This is a genomic window from Campylobacter sp. US42a (assembly GCF_004379055.1).
GTDB lineage: Bacteria > Campylobacterota > Campylobacteria > Campylobacterales > Campylobacteraceae > Campylobacter_D > Campylobacter_D jejuni.
Map to the genome: position 1 here is coordinate 1 of NZ_RYYK01000007.1, position 17,260 is coordinate 17,260.

General features: G+C 27.9%; 23 protein-coding genes. 2 read left to right on the plus strand and 21 right to left on the minus strand.

Translation table 11 applies throughout. The features are described from left to right. Window positions 1–470: 470 nt before the first annotated feature. From mnmH to ELQ10_RS07050, 21 genes are all read right to left on the minus strand, one after another. Window positions 471–1,475: a tRNA 2-selenouridine(34) synthase MnmH gene (mnmH, locus tag ELQ10_RS06950; RefSeq protein WP_002857238.1), complete on the minus strand. Its 1,005-nt coding sequence runs from the start codon at window positions 1,473–1,475 to the stop codon at window positions 471–473. Beyond that, the gene (locus ELQ10_RS06955) at window positions 1,465–1,950 is read right to left on the minus strand and encodes an HIT domain-containing protein (protein WP_134250396.1); all 486 of its coding nucleotides are present in this window, start codon (window positions 1,948–1,950) and stop codon (window positions 1,465–1,467) included. Before ELQ10_RS06955 ends, mnmH begins: the two co-directional genes overlap by 11 nt. A 9-nt stretch (window positions 1,951–1,959) precedes the next feature. Continuing rightward, complete coding sequence (gene trpC, locus ELQ10_RS06960; protein WP_134250397.1) at window positions 1,960–2,736, minus strand: indole-3-glycerol phosphate synthase TrpC; 777 nt, start codon at window positions 2,734–2,736, stop codon at window positions 1,960–1,962. Next, window positions 2,733–4,010, minus strand: a complete 1,278-nt coding sequence (locus ELQ10_RS06965) for a hypothetical protein (RefSeq protein ID WP_002937968.1) — start codon at window positions 4,008–4,010, stop codon at window positions 2,733–2,735. The genes trpC and ELQ10_RS06965 overlap by 4 nt, the downstream gene beginning before the upstream one ends. Continuing rightward, on the minus strand, window positions 3,983–4,357 hold the full coding sequence (locus ELQ10_RS06970; RefSeq protein ID WP_002933038.1) for a YkgJ family cysteine cluster protein: 375 nt from the start codon (window positions 4,355–4,357) through the stop codon (window positions 3,983–3,985). Before ELQ10_RS06970 ends, ELQ10_RS06965 begins: the two co-directional genes overlap by 28 nt. Beyond that, window positions 4,347–5,048 carry a tRNA1(Val) (adenine(37)-N6)-methyltransferase gene (locus tag ELQ10_RS06975; protein WP_134250398.1) on the minus strand — a complete coding sequence of 234 codons (702 nt, stop codon included), beginning with the start codon at window positions 5,046–5,048 and terminating at the stop codon, window positions 4,347–4,349. The genes ELQ10_RS06970 and ELQ10_RS06975 overlap by 11 nt, the downstream gene beginning before the upstream one ends. Before the next feature lie 5 nt (window positions 5,049–5,053). After that, window positions 5,054–5,203 carry a hypothetical protein gene (locus ELQ10_RS06980; RefSeq protein WP_002857548.1) on the minus strand — a complete coding sequence of 50 codons (150 nt, stop codon included), beginning with the start codon at window positions 5,201–5,203 and terminating at the stop codon, window positions 5,054–5,056. Between the two features lie 116 nt (window positions 5,204–5,319). Then, a complete protein-coding gene (locus ELQ10_RS06985; protein WP_038402086.1) occupies window positions 5,320–7,044 on the minus strand; it encodes a hypothetical protein in 1,725 nt (574 codons plus the stop codon). Next, window positions 7,044–7,535: a hypothetical protein gene (locus ELQ10_RS06990; RefSeq protein ID WP_002861686.1), complete on the minus strand. Its 492-nt coding sequence runs from the start codon at window positions 7,533–7,535 to the stop codon at window positions 7,044–7,046. Before ELQ10_RS06990 ends, ELQ10_RS06985 begins: the two co-directional genes overlap by 1 nt. Then, window positions 7,528–7,725, minus strand: a complete 198-nt coding sequence (locus ELQ10_RS06995) for a hypothetical protein (protein WP_002796174.1) — start codon at window positions 7,723–7,725, stop codon at window positions 7,528–7,530. The genes ELQ10_RS06990 and ELQ10_RS06995 overlap by 8 nt, the downstream gene beginning before the upstream one ends. Continuing rightward, the gene (locus tag ELQ10_RS07000; protein WP_043010246.1) at window positions 7,643–8,062 is read right to left on the minus strand and encodes a hypothetical protein; all 420 of its coding nucleotides are present in this window, start codon (window positions 8,060–8,062) and stop codon (window positions 7,643–7,645) included. Before ELQ10_RS07000 ends, ELQ10_RS06995 begins: the two co-directional genes overlap by 83 nt. 5 nt (window positions 8,063–8,067) lie before the next feature. After that, window positions 8,068–8,529, minus strand: coding sequence for a DUF5675 family protein (locus tag ELQ10_RS07005; RefSeq protein ID WP_134250399.1), 462 nt, complete (start codon window positions 8,527–8,529; stop codon window positions 8,068–8,070). 13 nt (window positions 8,530–8,542) lie between these two features. Continuing rightward, window positions 8,543–9,829, minus strand: coding sequence for a hypothetical protein (locus tag ELQ10_RS08665; RefSeq protein ID WP_240692944.1), 1,287 nt, complete (start codon window positions 9,827–9,829; stop codon window positions 8,543–8,545). Then, window positions 9,826–10,200: a DUF1353 domain-containing protein gene (locus ELQ10_RS07015; RefSeq protein WP_002865354.1), complete on the minus strand. Its 375-nt coding sequence runs from the start codon at window positions 10,198–10,200 to the stop codon at window positions 9,826–9,828. Before ELQ10_RS07015 ends, ELQ10_RS08665 begins: the two co-directional genes overlap by 4 nt. After that, a complete protein-coding gene (locus tag ELQ10_RS07020) occupies window positions 10,193–10,576 on the minus strand; it encodes a hypothetical protein (protein ID WP_002869963.1) in 384 nt (127 codons plus the stop codon). The genes ELQ10_RS07015 and ELQ10_RS07020 overlap by 8 nt, the downstream gene beginning before the upstream one ends. Continuing rightward, a complete protein-coding gene (locus ELQ10_RS07025; RefSeq protein ID WP_002789149.1) occupies window positions 10,573–11,208 on the minus strand; it encodes a DUF4376 domain-containing protein in 636 nt (211 codons plus the stop codon). The genes ELQ10_RS07020 and ELQ10_RS07025 overlap by 4 nt, the downstream gene beginning before the upstream one ends. A gap of 12 nt (window positions 11,209–11,220) precedes the next feature. Then, window positions 11,221–11,670 carry a hypothetical protein gene (locus ELQ10_RS07030; protein WP_002874381.1) on the minus strand — a complete coding sequence of 150 codons (450 nt, stop codon included), beginning with the start codon at window positions 11,668–11,670 and terminating at the stop codon, window positions 11,221–11,223. A 1-nt stretch (window position 11,671) separates the two neighbouring features. Next, window positions 11,672–14,314 (minus strand): hypothetical protein, encoded by a 2,643-nt coding sequence (locus ELQ10_RS08670; protein ID WP_134250400.1) that lies wholly within the window; start codon window positions 14,312–14,314, stop codon window positions 11,672–11,674. A gap of 2 nt (window positions 14,315–14,316) precedes the next feature. Then, window positions 14,317–14,511: a hypothetical protein gene (locus ELQ10_RS07040; RefSeq protein WP_002874379.1), complete on the minus strand. Its 195-nt coding sequence runs from the start codon at window positions 14,509–14,511 to the stop codon at window positions 14,317–14,319. Beyond that, window positions 14,492–14,896 (minus strand): hypothetical protein, encoded by a 405-nt coding sequence (locus tag ELQ10_RS07045; RefSeq protein WP_002861675.1) that lies wholly within the window; start codon window positions 14,894–14,896, stop codon window positions 14,492–14,494. Before ELQ10_RS07045 ends, ELQ10_RS07040 begins: the two co-directional genes overlap by 20 nt. Beyond that, complete coding sequence (locus ELQ10_RS07050) at window positions 14,896–15,930, minus strand: DUF5309 family protein (protein ID WP_002875076.1); 1,035 nt, start codon at window positions 15,928–15,930, stop codon at window positions 14,896–14,898. Before ELQ10_RS07050 ends, ELQ10_RS07045 begins: the two co-directional genes overlap by 1 nt. Before the next feature lie 218 nt (window positions 15,931–16,148). Here ELQ10_RS07050 and ELQ10_RS07055 point away from each other — a divergent pair, with 218 nt between their 5' ends. Beyond that, window positions 16,149–16,355, plus strand: a complete 207-nt coding sequence (locus ELQ10_RS07055; protein ID WP_002801300.1) for a hypothetical protein — start codon at window positions 16,149–16,151, stop codon at window positions 16,353–16,355. Between the two features lie 150 nt (window positions 16,356–16,505). Beyond that, a complete protein-coding gene (locus ELQ10_RS07060; protein WP_172670183.1) occupies window positions 16,506–17,201 on the plus strand; it encodes a hypothetical protein in 696 nt (231 codons plus the stop codon). Window positions 17,202–17,260 lie beyond the last annotated feature (59 nt).

Below are 17,260 nucleotides of genomic sequence, written 5' to 3' on the forward strand. Positions count from 1 at the left end.
GAAAGTTTAAAACAAAATTTCTCTATACCCCCCCCCCGTGAAGTTAAAAAGCTTAATAGCTGGCATAGATGTCCTTGGAAAATAAAATTAAAATAACAATGTTTTATAACATCGCAAAAAACGAGTGCAATTCTAATTAAATTTAGCTTAATTATAAATTAAATTAAAATTTATTATTTTATTCTTGTTGAAATATAATATCCATATTTTAAACAAAAAAATAAATACATGATTGGCTTTTAAATACTATAAAAACTACATTTAAAAGCCCTAAATAAAATGATTTATGTAATAAATATTACTTTTATATAAAAATTTAGGGTAAATGAAAAAACAATATCTAAAAGCCTAATTTACAATACTTTGAGAAATTAAAAAATAACAATTTCAAAAATAAAAAAGAAATTTGTGATTTTTTTTATTTTTTTAAAGAAAATAGTATAATTTTTTTTTGCAAAGTGATAAAAAAATTAAATTAAAATGTAGTTTTTTAGCTTAAAATATCTTAAAATTTCTTCTTTAGCTTTTAAAATATCATCAGTATTTAACTCAAGATCAATCTTATCTGGTTTTTTATAAGTTTTATCATAATACTCCAAAAGCATAACAATAAGCTTTTGCCATTCTTTTCTCTCATAACTTTGAAGCAAATCTTGGCGTAAATTTAAGCTGATATAAGGGCTAATTTTTTGCACACATTGTTGAAATTTTAAAGGAGTCATTTTCTCTTGATAAATTTTTTGTATTCTTTTAACGCGATTTTCCAAAGAACAAAAACAATAAATTTTAAAAGCCTTTTGCATTTTTTCATAAAATTTCAAAGGTAAGATGATATCCCCTATTTTGCGACTTTCGCTTTCTATGAAAGCAAAATTTTCTAAATTTTGCATATTGTGAAAAAGTTCTGCTTCAAAAGCTTTTTGCGTAGGTTGTTTTCCTAAAATATCACCAAAAGACGAGCCTAAATGATTTGCTATTTTTTCCAAATTTATAGCTTGTGGGAGTTGTTCTAAAAGCTCTGTTTTTCCACAGCCTGTATTGCCGCAAAGAGTAAAAAAATCAAAATTTATTTCATTTTCAAAATAATGCGTTACAAAAGTTCTATAAGCTTTAAAGCCACCTTTTAAACGCACCACTCTAAAGCCAAGCTCACTTAAAATCACTGCGATAGACTTTGAACGCAAACCCCCACGAGAACAATAAATCCCCACCTTTTCTCCTATGCGAAAATTTTGAGTGATTTTTAATATATGCTTAGCGGTATTTTGACAAATATAACTCGCACCCCTAGCCTTGGCTAAAGCTTGATTTTTCTTATAAATCGTTCCTATTTCTTGATATTCTTCATCATTGAGTGCATAAAAATTTAAAGCTCCTATCAAATGAGAATGCAAAAATTCTCTAGGGCTTCTTGCATCGATTAAAAGAGAGAAATTTTCTTTTTGAAACTCTGCAAATTCAACTTCACTGAGCATTTTTAAAAGCCAAAACAAGTTTTTGATAAACTTGCTCGATATTAGTGCCACAAACCCTAGTTTCTCCTATGGTTGTGATAAAATTTGTATCTCCTGCCCAGCGTGGCACTAGATGATAATGACAATGAGGTGCTATGCCAGCTCCTGCATCTTTGCTTAAATTCATACCGATATTGACCCCATTTGCATGAATTTGCTCTTTTAAAATTTTCACTCCCAAACGCACAAAATGGCTCATTTCTTGCCAAATTTCATCGCTTAAATTTTCTATATGCTCTTCATGTACATAAGGAATCACCATAAAATGCCCCGCAGAATAAGGATAGCGGTTCATCACTCCAAAACAATGCTTTGCTCTAAAAATTACGCCTAAATCTTCATCGCTTTTGATCTTATTAGCACAATCACAAAATGGACAAATGCTTTTTTCTTTTTCAAAATACTCACTCCGCCATGGTGCATACAAATACTGCATTTTCCCTCCTTAAAGCAAAGCTTTTAAAGCCTTTCCTTCATCTTCTTCACGCATAAAATATTCGCCGATTAAAAAAGCATCAACTCCTAAATTTTGTAAATGCTCTAAAAATTCTTTATTTTCTAAACCACTTTCTGCGATGATGATTTTTGAATTTGGGATTTGTGGGATAAGTTTTTCGCACAAACTCATATCCATAGTAAAATCCTCTAAATTACGATGATTGATACCGATAATATCCGCTCCAGCAAAAATTGCCTTACTCAAATCCTCTTTATCATGGATTTCAACTAAAGCCTCAAGACCTAAATGTCTTGCAAACTCAAGCAGTTTTTTAAGCTCTTTCATGCTTAGCATTTTAGCGATCAGCAATACAAAATCCGCCCCATAAACCAAAGCTTCTAAAATTTGATACTCATCAAAGATAAAATCTTTTCTAAGTAAAGGAATTTTCGTATAACGGCGCATAAGACTTAAATATTCTAAAGAACCTTTAAAAAAATGCGGCTCAGTCAAAACAGAAATCGCCGCAGCTTTGTTCTTCTCATAATTTAAAGCGATACTCAAAGGATCAAAGTCTTCTCTAATAACCCCTTTGCTAGGACTTGCTTTTTTTACTTCTGCTATGATTTTAACTTCTTTTTCTACTCTTTTTAAAGCCTTAATCACATCTTTTGGAAAGAAAGGATTTGAAGCTAAAGAACGCCCTAACATATCATAAGGAAGTTTTAGTTTGCGTTCTTTTAAATCTTCTTTTGTTTTTTCAAAAATTTTATCCAATATCATGGTTTTACACACGCCTTTATCGCTTTTATATGAGCTTTACTCTCATCAGAATTTGCAAATTCTTTATCATCTAATGTTTGTTTTAAAATTTCCCATGCTTGCTTACAATCGCCTAGTTTATAATACCCCCAAGCCAAAGAATCTAAATAATACAAATTCTGTGGATCTTTTTCTAAGGCAAGTTTCACAAGCTCTATACCTTTTTTAACATCTAAATCATAATCTATAAGCAAATATCCATAGTAGTTTAAATACAAAGCATTGCTATCTTTATCGATAGCCTGTTCGAATTTTTCTTTTACAGAATCAATTACTTTTGGAGTGATTTTTTTAGCTTCATTTGCAGCTTCAAATTCAAAAACTGCCGCTCGTAGAAGATATTCTTTATTTTTTGTTTTATGATAAAGAGCTAAACTCATTTTTTTAGCATCATCAAAGCGTTTTAAATTCTGATACAAAGCGAGTTTAATATCATCATCTAAATCATACTGCAAAGAAATTTTTAAAGCTTCTTCTGTTTTGCCTTGAGAATTTAAAAGCTCAACCAAAGCCAATGCAAAACTTTTATTTTTGGTAAGTTGATAAAGCTCTTTATATATACTTTTTAAAGCTTCGATATTTTTTTCATCAAAATAAATTTTAGCAAGCAAGACGCAAGTTTTGAGAGTGCAACCATTGGTTTTTCTTGAAAATTCTAAAACATTTTTAATATTTAAAGTATCATTTAAAATCGCATAAATTCCTATGAGTTTAAATAAAATTTCTTCATTTTGCACTTGATTATAAGCAGATCTATAGTATTTTGTAGCATTTTTTAAATCATTTTTTTTAACCAAAATATCCCCGTAAAGCTCTAAATTTCTAGGATCGCTATCCTTTTTTGTTAAAAGCTCTTTCATAAGTTTTTGAGCATTGTTGATATCATTTGAATTTAAAGCATAAAGAGCACTAAGTCGCTTAAGATTGTCATTTTGATTTAAATAAGGCTTTGCTAGATTATTTAACTCTGCTTGCTTGTCAAGATTGTTTGCTAAAGTAAGTAAAAATGCATTTTCTAAAAAATTAGTATTATTATAATCTTGATAAAGACTTAAAAATTCATCTCTGGCTTCTTTGTATTGTTTATAATACTCATAATTATAAGCCTTCATAACCCTTAAATCAAAATCATTGCTTTTATATTTTGTATAATCAGGATAAACAACATTGATTTTTGAACTTCCACAAGCTGCCAAAAAAAAGGCTGCTAAGACAAATAACAAATACCTATACATTCTTTTTCTAATTCCTTTTGATGTGTTTTAAAATATTCCCAAAATGGAAAAGTTCTGCATTGTTTTGGACGAAAATCGTAGATACTGCAATTTCTTTTTTGAGTATCAAAAAAAATGCAAGCAAAGCCATCTTCAAATTCGACTTCCTTAAAACTCATTTTAAAGCCCACTTTTCTCAAGTATTTTTCAGCAAATTCTTTGCTTTCTAAATTTAAATGCTTTCTTAATGCTTCTAATTCTTCCTTGCTCGCAAAAATATTGCCACTTTCTCCAGTGCAACACTTTCCACCGCATTTCTCACAAGCATTTTCATCAAAAGCATAAGAAAAATTTTTATCAAATATCATAACTTTTTAACCTAAATCTTAAGTGAATTTCTTGCATTTGTTTGCTTAAAATTTCATTTTCATATACAAAAAAAGGAGGTAAAATCTCACAAGGCGATTTTGAACCTTTTTTTACCTGTATCAAAACAAGTCTTGCTTTTTTGTTTTGATGTGTATGTACAAAGCAAAGCTTTGTTATTTTTATTTTCATATCTTTTAAAATAAAACAAATTTCATCCAAAGCTAAAGCTTCATAGCAAAAATACAAAGCACCATTTGGCTTAAGCATAGAATTTGCTTTAGTTAAAAAGCTATGCAAGGGTAAAAATTCCTGAAATTTACTTATAGCTTTATGCTGATCTTCACTCTTGTAAACTCCTTGTCTATAAAATGGAGGATTGCAAACTATGAAGTCAAATTTTTTTATGCTTTGAAATTGATTGAAATCATCATGAAAAATATCACCTTGTATTTGGTTGGATTTTAAATTTTTTTCAATCAATTTTATATTTTCTTTTTGAATATCAATCAAAGATAAACTTAAATTTGCAATATTTTTTTTAAGTAAAATACCTATGATACCACAGCCTGCACCTACATCAAAAACAGCGCCTTTAATTCCTTGTTTTAAAATAAAATCAGCTAAAATTAAAGAATCACTATTGTAACGATACCCTTGTGATAATTGTGCTAGCGTAATCAAATCTGACATATATTTTAATGCGTTGGAATTTTAATGCGTTTTGGAGGTTGTTCTTTAAATATATTTTGTTCTTTTGTTATATTATTATCTTCTTTAAAATTTACTGGGCTTTGTGCTGTCAAAAAAGAAATTACAAAAGTTATAAAAAAAGCAATTTTTATCATAATAACACCTCATAAAATGGTGTCCACGGCGAACACCTAACAATAACTATAAAATACCATAAAATATAAATTTTAAATATTTCAAATTTAATTTGGCTACAAAATGGCTACAAAAATTAAAATATAAAAATAGGTTTTTCTTTCTTTTCTATTTTTTCATTTAATATATCTGCAGTTTCAAAATTATACCATAAAGTTGGATTAATTGCATCTTTTGCTAATTCTTCAGCTTCACTTCCATTTCCACCTTCATTATCAGAATCATCGCTTTGCTCATTTATCATATCAGGAGTTTCTGCTGTAATGCTTTGAACAACATCAAAAATCTTACTAGCTCCGCTTAGTAAATTTCCAACAATATTTAAAGTTGATTCAAAAGTTGTCATTTCTTGTGCTGCTTGTGCTGTATTTTTTGTAAAATCTGCAGCTAAATTCCAATTATTAGCACCCCAAGCACCTAAAAAATTAACCAAACCCCAAACAGCATTAAGAATTGAAAATAATTTATTTCCAGTAAGTGAACCCACGGCTAAACCTAAGCTAATTCCTAGTGTGATACCCGCAGCTACATTCTCACTCACTCCTATCAATGTTCCTAGCCATGCACCTTGTCCGCCAATCCACCAAGTAGCTACAGCCAAAATAATAGTAACAATAGGTGCCAAAAAGCTTAAAATTCCTTTGCTTGATTTTTCGTATACATAAAGATAATAAAAACTATCCCATAATGCAAACCATCTATCTCTACGCCCATAAGGTAAATTTGAACTTTTTCTATATAACGGATATACACTTGGCGTAACACTTGTATCTTTTTTTCCAAAGCTTTGATTATTGAGGTAAGAATAAGCAACATAAGGCTCTTCATAACAAACTAAATTAAACCCATTATAAAAACATAAAGGAGTTGCATATTTGCATTTATAATTTTCTTTTATTGAGTTAAATACTTCAAAAAAAGATATCTTTTTGCTTGTTAAAGTATAATATATTTTACTCGGATCACTCTCTCTAGTTTTTTGTGCTTTCTCATATACATTATAGGTTATTTCTACTTTTTCGATTCTAAATATATTTTTATTTAATTCTTTAAAATCATTATAAAATTTTTCAACATCAATGCATAATTTTTTATAAGGTTTTCCAAAAGTTGGTTTAAATTCAACATTTTCTACTTTAATTTCTGGTATTTTAATATCATCAATACTAGGATATATCCATTCATTATTTTTTTGGATGGTTTGAGAAAAAATAACTACTTCTATATCATTTATAAGCATTTCATAATTTATATTTTCCAATGCCTTATTTAATATATCTTTGAAATTTATTTTTTCATCAATATAAAAAAATCCTTTTCCATTATATTTCCAAGCTTTTTCTTTTTCAAATAAAAGAGCTAAATTATTTGGAAAACCATAATAATACTGCATACTTCCTAAATTATAATTAGTTCTTATTTCGCAAATATCATGATATATTCCATTTTCACTACTAGGATCTCCCTGATAAGGTTTGTATGGATCTTGCCCTACGAAAAATTGGTTAAGTCCTAAATCGTTATAGTTTTCCTTATTATAAGGTGCAGTGCTAGAACTTTTAATGTTATATTTTTTCACTATATACGAATTTTTAAATAGCGGATGGTTTATATTTTGAATTTGACTTCTACCTTTTCTTACAAGTTGTTTATGTAAAAGCTCAACATATTTATTTACCCCTATCATAGCATAGGTAAACCATTGTTTATATACTTCTTGTGTATCCAATTCTCCTATGTTTGATGGATAAGCAGGCTTAAGAGTATAATTTCTCATAAGCCTTTTTTCATCTATAAGCATTATGAAGACTTTTCTATATTTTCTATCTTTTCTTTAACAAGCTTCATAATTTCTTGTGGTATATCAAGACCACCGGTACAATATCCAAATTGAACACTCTGTGTAACTTTTGCAGCTTCTATTCTTAAATTATCATCTATCTGTGAAGTTTGTCTAGCTATTAATGCAGGTTTTGCTTTTTCTGTTTCTGTTTGAGCTCTTAAAAGTAAAGCTTTTTCAGCGTTAAGCTCGTTTTCATCGCCTTGTAAAATCATGGATAAGGCTGTATTTTGACTTTGAGCCACTATGGTTTGTCCAACACTTACCAACGCTTGTGCCAAGCTTTGAAATTGTTGGTCATTTCTTATAACATTATCGTTTCCAAATTGTTCTAAAAGCTTTTTAAATTCTCCAAATGGAGATTTTTCTGCTAAACTCATTTCTAAAATTTGCGGATAAATTTCTTTAAATGCTTCAAGTCTTTTGTTGTAATCAACATTTGTATTACTCATTATTTAGCTCCTTTATTTTGCTTATCTGAATTTCACACTGTTTGTATTTGTAAAAAAGCATAGAATAAGCATTTAAAATATCTAGTTCATTTTTTGCCTTTGGCTTTTCAAGGGGGCTTAATGTTAGTAGTTCTTGCGGAATTCTTACTTTTTGAATTTCTATTTTGGTTACTACTTGTTGAGTTTGCATCCCACAACCTATCAACGACATCGTTAAAAAGCTTGGTAATATTATTTTCATTGCTTTTATAAATGTATTCTTTAACATATTGCACTCTTTCTTGTACTTGATTTTTTTGATTGTTTGCTTCATTTAAAGCCTTTAATTCTGTTTTATGAATTTGATTTAATTCTTTTAATTTTTCTTGATTATTTTCATTTATTTTTAAAGCCAAAGCTAAATCACTTTGACTTTTTTCTAATTTTGCTTGAGTGCTATCAAGTCTTAGATAAAAATACCCTGCTAAAATTGTCATAAGTACTAAAGCAATATAAAGTTTTTTATCTCCTAGGATATATGAAAATATAGAACTCATGCTAACTCATTTGTTATTTCTAATTTAATGTCTTCAAGATTTTTACCATACACCAAATCATAAAATTCTTTACAAGCTTGTCTGCTTTGACCGACACTTTCATTATTATTATCCTTGGTAAGCCCAAGCAAGATACAACCTTGTGTGTCTTTATCAGTGTTTCCCCAGTGTATTAAAATTGCACGACTTGATGGCACATCATCATTATAAACATTTATCATTGTATCATCATCTTTTTTTGTAATACTTCTTAAAGTATTTTCAAATCGTGAAGGACTATGTCTTTTTAAATTATAATTTCCTTCAGGTATTCTTAAATCTTTGCCACTCTCTAAACCTTCTTTGTCTTCCTCTAAAGAAAAGCATTCAAAAAGAATTTTTTCTTCATCATCTAAAACCTTAAATTTCCCAATAACGCAAGTTTTACCTGTGTATCTTCTATTAATTGTTATTTTCATTTTTTCTCCTTTTTTAATTTAAAGTTATCTCACTTCCATCTCTAATATTTAAAGTATAATCTCTTGCTATTGCATCGCTATAATATGAATTTGTAAAATTTAAGCTAAATAAAGGTTTTCCTATAGAAGAAACATAGGCTTCAATATTTAAATAACTTGAAAAATTTTGAGAATAACCTGTTGGTCTTGCAGCAATACCGATGATATTTTTTGGTAAAGGTTTATCAAAATCTAAAATGTATTCATAAGGTGTTAAAACCGCTAAGTTTGTTCCACAAATATAACCACCCGTAATTAAATCGTAATCACCATAGTCAGCATTGATTGTAGAACTTATTCTTACTTCATATTCTTTTCCATCTATATCATATAAGCCTGTGGCTGATTTATTTTCTTTGTCTATTTGAATATTTTTAGCATAAATAGCAGTTTTATTTTCCTTTATTAATCTAACATCACTTAAGCAAACAGATCCACCTCGTAAGGCTGTTTGTACTGTTAATCTAAGTCTATTTACTTCTGGTTCTTTGCTAAGCTCTACTTTAATCCACGAGGTAAAATCACTTACATAAATATCGTTTGGAGTTTTTGAATTGTCTATCCAAATAAATCCTTTTTTATAACCATTATTTGTTTGTGTTTGTTCTGGTGGAGGTGTGTTTGTGATATTGCAAAGCAAAGCATTTTTTTCTAAAGCATTTGAAACAATACTTAAAGTGTTATTTATGGTATTTCCTACTTGATGAAAACTTTCTTCAAGCAAGGGTTTAGAAACTTCTTCTAAGGTTTGCCTTAATTTTTCATCGCTAATTTTATCACCATCTTCGCCTTTATCACCTTTTAAACTTGCTAAAAATTCATCTTGACTTTTTCCCGTGTTTTCTTCATTTTCAAGCCAAAGTTCATAAGCACTTTTACCATCAGCTCCTTTAGCTCCATCTTGCCCTTTTAAATTTTTAAGCTGTTCTTCTGTAAAATCTTCATAAGTAAAAGGATCTCCTTTATCACCTTTTAAACTTTCTTGATTTTCTAAAACAACTTTTAATACAACTTCTTTTAAACTCTCTTCATTGATATTTGCATTGATGTCAAGCTCTTCTAGTAAAGCTTCTAGTTTTTCTTTTAGCTCGCTTTCTTTTATATAATCATTTGATATATTTTCAATAGTTTCGTTAATTAATTTTTTAACATCTTCTAAACTCAAATTACCATTTTTATAACTTAAAACTAATTCTTGTAAACTACTTATAATTTGATTTAAACTTTCATTTTGAGTATTTATAACCTGTTCTAAACTCATCTTATCCCCTTTATTAAACATTTGATCTGATGAAATAAATTACAAGAGCAATAAAAAACAAAAATCTTAAATTTATTTATTTCTAAAGCTTGCATTGCTTCTTTTAAAACAAGATCAGCTAGCCTATAATCATCTCTTGATTTTGCATTTATACACAAATAGTCATGGACAACACAAGCGCTAAAATACTCACTTTTAAAAGGTGGATAAATACTCCAAAAAATACGTGGAATACTCGCTCCATCAGTTTTAAAACCTTGTGGTACAATGCCTTTGTAATTTGGTAAAATAAACTCATAATCTTGTATCACTTCAAACCTGTCCTTATCGTATGGCTTTACACAAACCCTTTTTAATTCTGTTTTAGTCATTGTTTTCCTTTTTTTTAAAAATACTTCTTAATTCATCATTTCTTATTTGAGTAAGCTTAACAAGCCTTTCATCCATTCTCATAAGATCTGTTTCTATAGCTTCTAGCTTGTCATTGGTTTTTGAGCAATGTGTTTCTATAAATTTAACCAAACTATCGCTACTTGCTCTGGATACTGCAATTTGTTCTCTAATAAGAACATTAGTATTTTTGGTTTCACTTATAAGTTCTTTTGTTCTTTCCCCAGCTTCTTTATGTAAAGTTTTATATAAATGCCATGCAATCCCAGCTAAGACAAAAACCATCAATCCTAATAATGCAGATCCACTTAAAGAACCGAGTATAGCACCTTCTTTTATTATATTTTCAGTACTCATTTTTCACTCTCCCATGCAATTAAATTTAATTCTTCTAAAGATGTGGCATTTTTCACTTTATTTCTTAGTTCATCATTTTTAAAAATAATACTTTCAGTATATTTAGCGATACCAACCCCAAATTCTAAAAATTCTTCTTTGTTAAATGTAATGATTTTATTATCTTTATCAATCCAAGCAATATTTTCCAAAGGAGTATTATTGAGATTTGCTAACATTATCTCGCTAACTTTTCCGCTAATATTAATTTTTGCTTCCGTATCAATTTGAAATATAGTATTTTTAAAAGGCATAAACAAAAGCTTTTCTTCTTTTATAGCTTTTAGTTCTTCTAATTTTAATTCTTTTAACTCTTCTAATGCTTTTTCTTTAATCTCATAAGAAATAATATAAAGATTATTTTCTTCATCATAAGTTTGAATTTGGCGAAGTTCTTCAATTTTTTCATTAAAACTTGGGATTTCTTCTTCTTTAACTTTAGCAAAACCAAGCTCTTTTAAAAGCTTATCATCGCAAGCACTTAAAAAATAAGTATCTTGTGCATCAATTTCACCTTCTTCGTTTTGTATTTTTACATCTTTTAAAAAAATATCATCATATTTTAAACTTTTATTTTTTAAATCATAAAACATATTTATCCTTTCTTAATTCCAGTATAATGTTAAATTTGCTCTTGGGTTTAATCTATTCCCATCATTTAAGTTCCAACCAGCACTTGCATTTGCACTACCACTTTGATAAGAACTTAGCATTATTTGTAAGTTATTTATATTTCCAAAATTGAATTTTTTCTCTACTTTGATTTTTGCATTGGCAGTGTAATATTTACTTAAAGCATGTAGTGTTACTTTTGAATTAAAATTATTCCAAGTTATTTCTAAAGTATTTCCAGAAGTTTTATTAGACATATTTCCAGTCGTCCAAACTTCGCCTAACATAACCACTTCTTTATTATTAATATTTGATGGCAATACCACTGCTTGTTTATAAATCATGTCTAGCTTTAACATATAATTATAATTTGCAACCGAGCCTCCTAAAGATGGAGGTAAATTTAGTGCTATACCATTATTAGAAAGAAGGAGGCAATTCATTTTAAGTCCTTACTAATCTTACATTATTCGAAGCTATGCAAAAATAAGCAAAAGTTTCAGTGCCGCTAAATCCACTTTGAGCTATTCTAAAATTAAAAGGGGCATTAAAAGCTACTACATTTTGACAATTATTTATGGTTATTGTTCCGCTTTTTCCTACTCCTCCAAAATTAGCTATTCCTATGCTTGTTCCTGCATTTGCTGTTAAAATAAAATGTTGAGCTTGTCTTAAATCTAGATTTATACTGCCAGTTGTGCCAAGATTTTTAATTCCACCACCATAATCTACATACCATTTTCTAGTTAAGTGATTATCATTTGTTGGATCGGCCCGAGAAGTTAATGCCTGATTAAAAGTATTTGTGCCATTAAATATATTATCTCCATTTAAATTTGCTTTTGTATTTAAAGCGGTATCTACATAGATTTTATTTGTTAAATGGTTATCATTAGTTGGATCTACTTTTACTAAAATAGGATTAGCAAAAGTTTTATTTCCATTTATCTCTTCATCACCATTTAAACTTACTTTTGTATCTATAAGTGCTTCTAAAGTTTTAATAGTTATATCTAATACTTTTTGTGTAATTAGCTTTTTATCTTTTTCATTTTGCTCTAACTCATTGTTTTTGTCCTCTAAGTTTTGATTAGCTTCTTCAAGTTCTTTTTCAATTTCCTCTTTTTTGTTAATTAATTCACCAGCAATCTCTTTTTCAAGCTCAGCAATTTGATTTTCAAGTTCTTCTTTTCTCTCTTCAAGTTCGCTTGTATCAGCATGTGGTTCTTGACTTAAAGCCTCATCGATTTGATTTTTAATTTCCTTTAATTCCTCATTTTTTTGCTTTAATTCATCATTATTGTTTAAAGCTTCTTCAATTTGCTTTTTTATCTCTTCAAGCTCTTGTTCTTTATCTTTTATACCTTGCTCTATATTTGCAATTTCATCTTTAATTCCATCATCTTTACCATCATCTTTCTCATTAAGCAAAGAAAGAAGATATTCAACATTAGCCTTAACACCACTTATATCATAGATTCTTGCTTGATTGTCAATCTCATCTATGCACTCACCTTTTTTAGTTTCAAGCTCATTAAGTCCTTGTTCTTTTGTTTGGATTATTTCATTAAGGCTTTGCTCTTTTGTTTCATTTATTTTATTGAGTCCGTTTTCTTTTGCGCTCACAAGCTCATTTAAAAAATCTTGCTTATTCTCGTTTAAACTATGCAATTTTTCATTAAAAACAATACTAAACTCATTTTTCTTTGCTTGATAATTCGCATTAAAAATATGATTTAAGTTGTCAATCATAACTTTAGAAGTATCTACAAGAGTAGTAAATTCTTTCTTTTGAGTTTCAAAAACCTCTGTGACTTCATTTCTTTCATCACTTAAACCTTTGAGCATTTCTTCCATTTGTTTTATTGTTTCTTCAGCTAAAACTTTTAATTCTGTTTCATAAATTAACTTATCATTACCTAGTTCTTTTTTAGCAACTTCAGCTAACCTACCTAAATCTTCATTAGCTATCAAAGCTCTTTGATTAAACCTATCATAACTTTGCTCAAAATGTATTTTATACCCTTCACATTTTGCTGTAAGTTCATCAAATTTAACTAAAGCTTCATTTTTTACTTCATTTAATTTTTTTAATATTTCATTTTGTTTATCATTTAAAGAAGAGTAGATACTTTCAGACTGTGATTTTAAATCTCGTTCTAAATTTTCTATTTTACTTTTAAAATCTTTTATAATTTGGGAATAAGATGTTATATCATTTTCAAATTCTTTATATAAAGCTATAACTTCTCTTAAATCTTCTATATTTTGCTTGCTTTCTAAAAGTAGTTCATATGCACTAGCTATTTCTTTATATTTAACTCCAATATCAAATTTAATTTCTTCTAGCTTTTTAACACTATCTATCATTTCTTGATTTAATCTTTGGTTTTCAAAGAATATAGTGTTAATTTTATTTTTTATAATTTCGCTTGCTTCACTTACTACTAATTTTGCTTCATTTGCTAAATCTTTTACTTCTTTTTTAATACTTATTAATTCAGGTTTTATTTCTTTTAATTCATCAACATTTAAATGTAAGCTATCTACAATTTCTAAAGCATGATTAAGTTCACTTAAAATTTCATCTTTAATTTTTGTGTTCAAATCAAAATATTCTTTTACAAAATCTTTATTTTGTTTAATTTCATTAATATAATTATCTAAATTAAATTTTATTTCTTCATATTTCTGTATATCTTTTTTTAAATTCTCAAACTCTTCTGTATTATTTTCTAAAAAATCTTTAATGTTTTGTATTTCTTGTTTATTTAAAGAAAAATCTTCATACGCTTCTTTAATATAATCAAATTTTGCATTTACATTGTTGTATTTTTCACTTATATTTGAATATTTTTTATTAATATCATCATATTTGCTTAAAATATCATCATTTTTATCTACAATATCATTTTTAAATTTTAAACATTCATTTTTTAAAGATTCGCAAGCTTGTTTTAAGCCTACAACTTCATCAAGTCTTGTATTGTCTATTGCTTCTGAAATGCTGTTTATTCTAGCTAAAACTTGATTTATGATTTCAAGTTTTTCTCTACCTGTTTTTAATTCATTTAAGCTTGTTCCCATTTTTAACCTTCATAATAATCACTATCTTTAATTCTCTTTTCACAAAAGAAAAGCAGATCATCCATGGCTAAAAGCCATTTTTTATCATCTAAATAAGCTATAAAATCAGCACTATTTATACTTTGCACATAGTCTTTATAACTCAAAGCTCTATTAATTTTTTTTGTGAAATTACAATTACAACCATGTTCTTTCATCATCAAGCTCCTTGCCATCATTAGCTATATACTCATAAATTATCTTGTCACATAATGCCAGAAAGTCTTTTTCTTCGCATCTTGTAATCAAATAACAAACATAATTAATCACAGCAAAACTAAGTGTTTCATCTATCATTAAATGTTCTTTTTCATTGTCAAAATCAGGCTCATCAGGAATAATCAAAAAATGATTATTTCTAACTTGCCTAAAAACTTTTTCGCCTTGCTCTACATTTTTTAAAAGAACGCTAGGAACACATTTTGATAAAATATAATAAAATGCTTCCATAAAATAGGCTTTCAAAACTTCATCATCTTCTATCATTTTATAAGAATTTTTAACTTTAGCGATAATGAGTTTTTTAGCCGTAGCACAAAGCATTATGCACCTTTTGCTGCTTTTAAAACCGCTTTAGCCTTTGCATTATTTCCACTAGTTAATCCCACGCCTATAGCAAAAGCATCAGCATTTCTTACTTCTAAAGTGCTTTGCGTATAAAATCTTTTTGCTTTTGCAGTAATATCAGTTGGAACATCTTCAATCATAGTAGGAATATAAAGCCCATGTTTCATATACTCAAAATCTCCAGCAATTAAAACATCACCCAAACCATATTTAGGGCTTAATAATCTATGCATATGGAAATTTACCGTTCCAAAATCTGTTTCAAGGCTCACTACTTGTCCTGCTAATTTTGTTTCATTACCTAAAATTCTTGTAGCGAATTTATTGATAGCTCCTTTTAAGTCAGCTCCTAAAAAGACATCTTTAGGCGTAACTCCGCTATTCCAAATGGTTTGCAAAATTTGATTAAGTTTATCTTCTGTTAGTTCTGTTGCAGTTCCGCTCCAATCTCCTGTTTCATCAAAAGCTAATACATTTCCACGCTTTCCATCAGCAAAGCTATCTTTTCCTTTAGCGATATAATGAAAAAGTCCAGCCATTTCTCCACTTGTTGCTTCTTGTGCTTGAACATAATCTTTGAAAACTGATTTTTTTACATCACTATCTCTGCCTAGACCAAATAAAGCATATTCCATATCCATTTTATGTTCTTTGGTTTTTTTGCCTATTTGATACTCCATTTCATTTCCACCATATTGATTTGCTTTTAATAAAGCTTTTGATACCATGGCTTCGGTAATGAATATTTGAGTAGCATTTGTAGTTTTTTGGGCTGTGTTTTTTGTTTCACCTACAAATTTACTTAACTCTAAATTTGCATTCTTTTTTGGTTCTTCAAAAGTATCAGTAATCCAACTATGAGTTAAAGGATTTGTAACCTTTGAAGTACCTATTTTATTTAAAATTGGTGTTTCAGTAGCTCCAATTTTAATAATCGTTTCATATATTGATTGTTTTAACTTAACATTTTCCGTTGCGGGTGAGGTATGTCCCATTGAAGGTAAAGCCATTTTTGAATTCTCCTTAGTTTAGTTTTAAGGATTTTTCCAAAAATAGCTATTTCAAAAATAGTGTGTTTTGAAACAAAAATATATATTTTCAAAAAAAGCAAGACTATAAAAAACCTATAAGTTAAGTATATAAAACATATAAAATAAGTATAAATTAACTATAAAAAAGGTATAATTTTAGCGCGTTTTGTTATCTAAATAAACCAAAGGACTAAAAAATGGCAGATTTCTTTTTGTTTCCTAAAATTAAGGATAAAGAATTATTAGATTTTTTTGAAAATTTGAAAAATAATGAAGCTTGTTTTTCAAATACTAGTGACATTTATGGAAAAGGTGATATTTGTAATCCAAATTTAAAATCTTCAGATGAAATAAAAGTTAGTGATGAGGAAATAGAAAAATTCATTAAAGAAAATAACTTATAATTATTAATCATGACAAATTTTGTATCAATAATTAATAAATTTTTTACTCTGTACGATTGTTTTATTCAGCTTGATTTGAAAATGTCGTTAGTTTATGGAAGGCAGTATTCTCATTATAAAGAAATGTTTTTATTTTATGTAACTGTTCTTATGAATGATTATATTGACGAAACTGATAAAGAAAAAAAATATGTCGAACTTAGATATAAAATAGTTAAATTTATTTTGGAAAATTCTAAAAAACATAATATATCCCGTCAACATAGCTCTACAATAGCTTTTAATAAAAAATTAAATAATGTTTTGCAAAACAATAATGAAGTTTATTTGGACGAATTTTTAAAATCAATACAGTTTTTTTTACAATTTAGACAAAAAATACAAAAAGATGGGCGTAAAATTATTGCTAAAGAAAATATATCTAGAAGAATGTTTTACTATTTTGATTTTAAAGAGAAAGATGTTATGGATAAGATAATTGATAATATTGATTTTAACCATATTGGGAATATTCCAAAACAGGCATTAATAGAATTTAATAATTTTATGTCTCATGTTTGCACCGCCTACTCTTTATCCGATAAAGATGAAAACACTGATATTTTTTTAAAAAATATTGAACGAGCAATAAACCATATTAAACGAGGAACGCTCGATTGTTATAAAATTATAATTAAAGATTATTTTATACTTGAAAATTCAACTTTACCTATAGGTCTTAAAAATCAATTGTTCAACTTAAGAATTAATGAATATAAAAATTTAGGAAACAATAGTATCAATATTTTAGAGCAATTTAAAAAAATAGTTCAAGAAATTATGAAAACGCCGTATTTAAACTCCTAATTTTATTTGTTATAATTTTAATTAAGAGCTTAAGGGCAGAATCTCGCCCTTTACAATTG